Source organism: Streptomyces olivochromogenes (genome assembly GCF_021538895.1).
Lineage (GTDB): Bacteria > Actinomycetota > Actinomycetes > Streptomycetales > Streptomycetaceae > Streptomyces > Streptomyces olivochromogenes_A.
This window is the reverse complement of record NZ_JADDRL010000236.1, coordinates 1-4,765: the sequence shown is the minus strand read 5'-3', so window position 1 is coordinate 4,765 and position 4,765 is coordinate 1. Positions and strand designations below refer to the sequence as shown.

Annotated in this window: 5 protein-coding genes; 3 read left to right on the top strand and 2 right to left on the bottom strand. The window is 68.1% G+C overall.

What is annotated here, in order from left to right:
* Positions 1–445, top strand: a 445-nt coding sequence (locus IPZ69_RS46365) for an RDD family protein (RefSeq protein WP_235460952.1), incomplete at its 5' end; no start/stop codon positions are given.
* Positions 446–539: 94 nt separating this feature from the next.
* On the opposite strand, the gene IPZ69_RS46360 is transcribed toward IPZ69_RS46365, so the two are convergent.
* A complete protein-coding gene (locus tag IPZ69_RS46360) occupies positions 540–830 on the bottom strand; it encodes a hypothetical protein (protein WP_235460951.1) in 291 nt (96 codons plus the stop codon).
* A gap of 407 nt (positions 831–1,237) precedes the next feature.
* Here IPZ69_RS46360 and IPZ69_RS46355 point away from each other — a divergent pair, with 407 nt between their 5' ends.
* On the top strand, positions 1,238–3,589 hold the full coding sequence (locus tag IPZ69_RS46355; protein WP_235460950.1) for an immune inhibitor A domain-containing protein: 2,352 nt from the start codon (positions 1,238–1,240) through the stop codon (positions 3,587–3,589).
* Positions 3,590–3,710: 121 nt separating this feature from the next.
* Positions 3,711–4,040, top strand: a complete 330-nt coding sequence (locus tag IPZ69_RS46350) for a hypothetical protein (protein ID WP_235460949.1) — start codon at positions 3,711–3,713, stop codon at positions 4,038–4,040.
* Positions 4,041–4,052: 12 nt separating this feature from the next.
* Here IPZ69_RS46350 and IPZ69_RS46345 read toward each other — a convergent pair whose 3' ends face one another.
* Positions 4,053–4,637: an isochorismatase family protein gene (locus tag IPZ69_RS46345; RefSeq protein ID WP_235460948.1), complete on the bottom strand. Its 585-nt coding sequence runs from the start codon at positions 4,635–4,637 to the stop codon at positions 4,053–4,055.
* Positions 4,638–4,765: the final 128 nt, after the last annotated feature.

Below are 4,765 nucleotides of genomic sequence, written 5' to 3'. Positions count from 1 at the left end.
GCCCCCGCTCGCCGACAGCGGCAAGCGCACGCTCGCCCGGATCATCGACATGATCCTGGTGGGCATCGTCGTCTGGCTGCTCACCCTGGCCTTCGGGGTCCGCGAGTACACCATGACCGGCGACCGGATCGAGGTCACCAAGTCGTTCGCGCAGTCGCTCATCGCGGCCGTGCTCTTCGTCGCCTACGACACCGTCCTGATCGCCAGGACGGGACAGACGCTCGGCAAGAAGTGGCTGGGCATGCGGGTGGCCAACCTCGACAACGGCTCCACGCCCTCCACCCAGACCTCGCTGGTCCGCGCGCTCGTGCTGTGGATCCCGTTCGCGTTCTGCTGCGCCTGCATCTGGACCGCGATCGCGGGCGGCTGGAGCTACTTCGACCGGCCCTACAAGCAGGGCGTGCACGACAAGGCGGCCAAGACGGTGGTGGTCAGCACCACTTGAGCCGTGCGGTGCGAGCCGAGCGGCGCGAGCCGAACACAGGGGCGACAGCAGGCGGCGGGTCCGTACGTCTCACGGACCCGCCGTCTCGCGTGTGTCAGGGAGCGGTCGGCTCCCGTATCGGCTCGACCGCGGCGGCCACGGGCTCCCGGGGAGCCGGCACCCGCTCCTCGGGGGCCGGCACCGCGGCCTGGTCCGCCGGAGCGAGCGTGCGCGGCCCGGGCAGGGGCACCGTCATGGCGACCAGCAGTCCCAGGGCGAGCGCGGCGAGGGCGATGACCGTGATCCCCAGACCCGAACTCGTCTGAGACAGCAGCAGCATGGCGAGCGTCGAGAAGATCACGGTGCATGAACCGTAGGCGAGCTGTGCGGCAGTCGGACGAGGCATGGCAATCGTGTCCTCGGAAGATATTGGGGGTGAGACGGGTAACCGGCCTGGCTTTCCGCCGACTTCCGGGCGTTCCACCATTCGACTCTATTCGCGTGCATGCCCGAGAGGAACCGCCGGTAAGCGTGACCTAACCCACGGTACCGGTGCATCGGGGGCGCACGGAGTCATGGCGTCCACCAGGCGGACGGGCTCGCGCGCCGGTCGAGTCGTACGCGAGGTGGTGTTCGCAAAGCGAACGTCGTCTCCGCATAGTGCACTTGATGTGGCCAAGTCAAGGTCTGTCTTTTCTCGTAAACCTCTAGTCAAATGTCGTCACTTGATTACAACGCGTTGATCGTGCGCGCACGGACCTTCCAAGACCAGGATCCCTCTTCCCGTGCGCGCGGCGCGGGGGAGGAACTCAAGTGATCAGCAGAACCTGGCAGTTCAGAGCGGTCGCGATCAGCGTCGCGCTCGCGGCGGCCTCGGCCACGTTCTCGACCTTCGCGGTCGCGGAGGCGAGCACGACGGCCAAGTCCGCCCCGGTTCACCGGCACGACCCGGCGCCGGTGAAGCAGCAGGAGCACAACCTCGACGGTCCGCTCAGCAAGACCCAGGAGGCCCAGCACCAAGAGGCGCTGAACCAGGTCATATCGGGCGAGGCCAAGGTCAAGGACCGAGGCGGTTCGAAGGTCGTCCAGCTCAAGAGCAAGAAGGGCGACAGCAAGTTCGTCGAGCTCGGCCGCGAGAAGACCGACAAGATCTTCACGATCCTCGTCGAGTTCGGCGACCAGACCGACCCGAAGTACGGCGGCACGGCAGGCCCGCTGCACAACAAGATAGCCGCGCCGGACCGGGCCAAGGACAACTCGACGGCCTGGCAGAAGGACTACAACCGGAAGCACTTCCAGGACCTCTACTTCGGCACCGGCAAGAACGTCGAGTCGATGAAGAAGTTCTACGAGAAGGAGTCCTCGGGCCGCTACTCGGTCGCCGGTGAGGTCGCCGACTGGGTCAAGGTCCCGTACAACGAGGCCCGTTACGGCAACAACGCCTGCGGCTCCACCAACTGCCCGAGCGTGTGGAACGTCGTCAGCGACGGTCTGAACTCCTGGGTCGCCCAGCAGAAGGCGGCCGGCCGCACCGACGCCCAGATCAAGGCGGACGTGGCGAAGTTCGACCAGTGGGACCGCTACGACTTCGACGGCGACGGCAACTTCAACGAACCCGACGGCTACATCGACCACTTCCAGATCGTGCACGCCGGTGAGGACGAGTCCGCGGGCGGCGGCGTCCAGGGCAAGGACGCGATCTGGGCCCACCGCTGGTACGCGTTCGGCACCGACGCCGGCGCCACCGGCCCCACGGGCAACAAGCTGGGCGGCGCGCAGATCGGCGGCACCGGCATCTGGGTCGGCGACTACACCATCCAGCCGGAGAACGGCGGACTCGGCGTCTTCGCCCACGAGTACGGCCACGACCTGGGTCTGCCGGACCACTACGACACCACCGGCGGCGACAACTCCACCGGTTTCTGGACGCTGATGTCCTCCGGTTCCTGGCTCGGCCGGGGCAAGGACTCCATCGGCGACCTGCCGGGCGACTTCAGCGCCTGGGACAAGATGCAGCTCGGCTGGCTGAACTACGACACGGCCAAGGCCGGCAAGCAGTCCACCCACAAGCTGGGCGTCGCCGAGTACAACACCTGGGACAAGCAGGCCCTCGTGGTCTCCCTCCCGGACAAGGCGGTCACCACCACCATCGTGACCCCGGCCCAGGGCGCGACCCAGTGGTGGAGCGGCAGCGGTGACAACCTCAAGAACACGCTGACCCGTTCCGTCGACCTCACCGGCAAGTCCTCGGCCACGCTGAGCATGGACGGCTGGTACGACATCGAGGCCAACTACGACTACCTCTACACCGAGGTGTCGACCGACGGCGGTGCCAACTGGACCGCGATCGACGGCACGGTGGACGGCCAGGCCATCCCGCGCGACGCCAGCGGCGCCCCGGCGCTGACCGGCACGCTCGACGGCTACAAGAAGCTGTCGTACTCGCTGGACGCCTACGCGGGCAAGAAGATCGACGTCCGCTTCCGCTACGCGACCGACGGCGGCGTGGCCCAGAAGGGCTTCGCGGCCGACGAGATCACGCTGACCGCCGACGGCGCGACCGTGTTCTCCGACAACGCCGAGGCCGCGGACGCCGCTTGGACCGCGAACGGCTTCTCCCGCATCGGCGCGTCCTTCACCAAGGACTACGCGCAGTACTACATCGCCGAGAACCGTCAGTACGTGTCGTACGACAAGACCCTCAAGGTCGGCCCGTACAACTTCGGCTTCTCGACGACCCGTCCGGACTGGGTGGAGCACTACCCGTACCAGAACGGTCTGCTCATCTGGAAGTGGGACACCTCCCAGGCGGACAACAACACCAGCCAGCACCCTGGTGTCGGCCTGGTCCTGCCGGTCGACTCGCACCCGAAGGCGCTGAAGTGGGCCGACGGCACCCTGATGCGCAACCGCATCCAGGCGTACGACTCGCCGTTCAGCCTGTACGGCACGGACGGCATGACGCTGCACCTGGCGGACAAGGCAACCAAGATCAAGTCGTCGAAGGGCGTGCCGGTCTTCAACGACCACGCGAGCACCTACTACGACGAGTCGAACCCGACCGGTGGCGTCAAGATCACTGACACCAACACCAAGATCAAGATCGTCAAGGAGGCCAAGAACGGCTCCACGATCTTCCTCCAGGTCGGACCCGCGGTGAAGTAGTCCACGTTTTCGCAGGTCAGAAGCGTATCGGCGGTGACCCCCTGGCGGGTCGCCGCCGATCGTGTTTAGGTGCGTCCTGTGGTTCCCTTATTGACACCGACGCACACGGGGGTGTGACCGCATGGCCACAGGAGGTTTCTGCAAGCTGCCGAACGGCACGGTGGTGGTGGCGCTGAATCTGCCCCGCCCCGCCGCCGACGGTTCCGGCAGCGTGCGCGTACTCGTGCACGCCCAGAACCGGGCGCGCGCCCTGACCAGGCTGCGCAATCTCGGCATGCGCGCGGTCTACCTGCGGGGCAACGCGGCCCCGCCGACCCCGGACGAGATCACCGCGGTCCTGCACCACCCGGACGGCCTGATATGGCGTACGGCCCCCGACAACGGTGTCTCCACCACGGAGCTGTGGCGCCCCATCCGCAGCCTGATCCGGCCGCCCGTGGCACGGGTGTAGGCGGCTCGGCCCTCAGACGACCGGCTTGCCCGAGAGCTCGACGCCCGCCGCCCGCAGCTCCTCCAGGGCGCGCCCCGTGGTCTCCTCGGACACCCCGGCGGTCAGGTCCAGCAGGACGTGCGTACGGAAGCCCTCGCGCACGGCGTCCAGCGCGGTGGCGCGCACGCAGTGGTCCGTGGCGATGCCGACCACGTCCACCTCGTCGACCTGCCGCGCCCGCAGCCAGTCGCCGAGCGGGACCCCGTTCTCGTCCCGGCCCTCGAACCCGCTGTAGGCCGCCGCGTAGGCCCCCTTGTCGAACACCGCGTCGACCGACCCGGAGGCGACCGCGGGCGCGAAGTTCGGGTGGAAGCCGACGCCCTCCGTACCGGCGACGCAGTGCGCGGGCCAGGTGCGGACGTAGTCGGGGTTGTCGGCGAAGTGGCCGCCGGGCGCGATGTGGTGGTCGCGCGTGGCCACCACGTGCCGGTATCCGGCGGGCGCCTGCCCGATCAGCTCGGTGATGGCGGCGGCCACGTCGGCGCCGCCGGCCACCGCGAGGCTGCCCCCCTCGCAGAAGTCGTTCTGCACGTCGACGACGATCAAGGCGCGGCGCATGGTGGGTGTCCTTCGGCTATGGGATCTCGTGGTGAAGGCTGCGGGCCCGGCCGTGAACTTCCGAGCCTAGAGAGTTACGGGGGCGTAGGGGAAGGGGCCTTTGGGGGCGCTTACGGCGGGCACCTGCT

Coding starts and splice junctions, on each gene's coding strand:
- IPZ69_RS46350 (WP_235460949.1), top strand. CDS start 3,711: ATGGCCACAGGAGGTTTCTGCAAGCTGCCGAACGGCACGGTGGTGGTG.
- IPZ69_RS46345 (WP_235460948.1), bottom strand. CDS start 4,637: ATGCGCCGCGCCTTGATCGTCGTCGACGTGCAGAACGACTTCTGCGAG.
- IPZ69_RS46360 (WP_235460951.1), bottom strand. CDS start 830: ATGCCTCGTCCGACTGCCGCACAGCTCGCCTACGGTTCATGCACCGTG.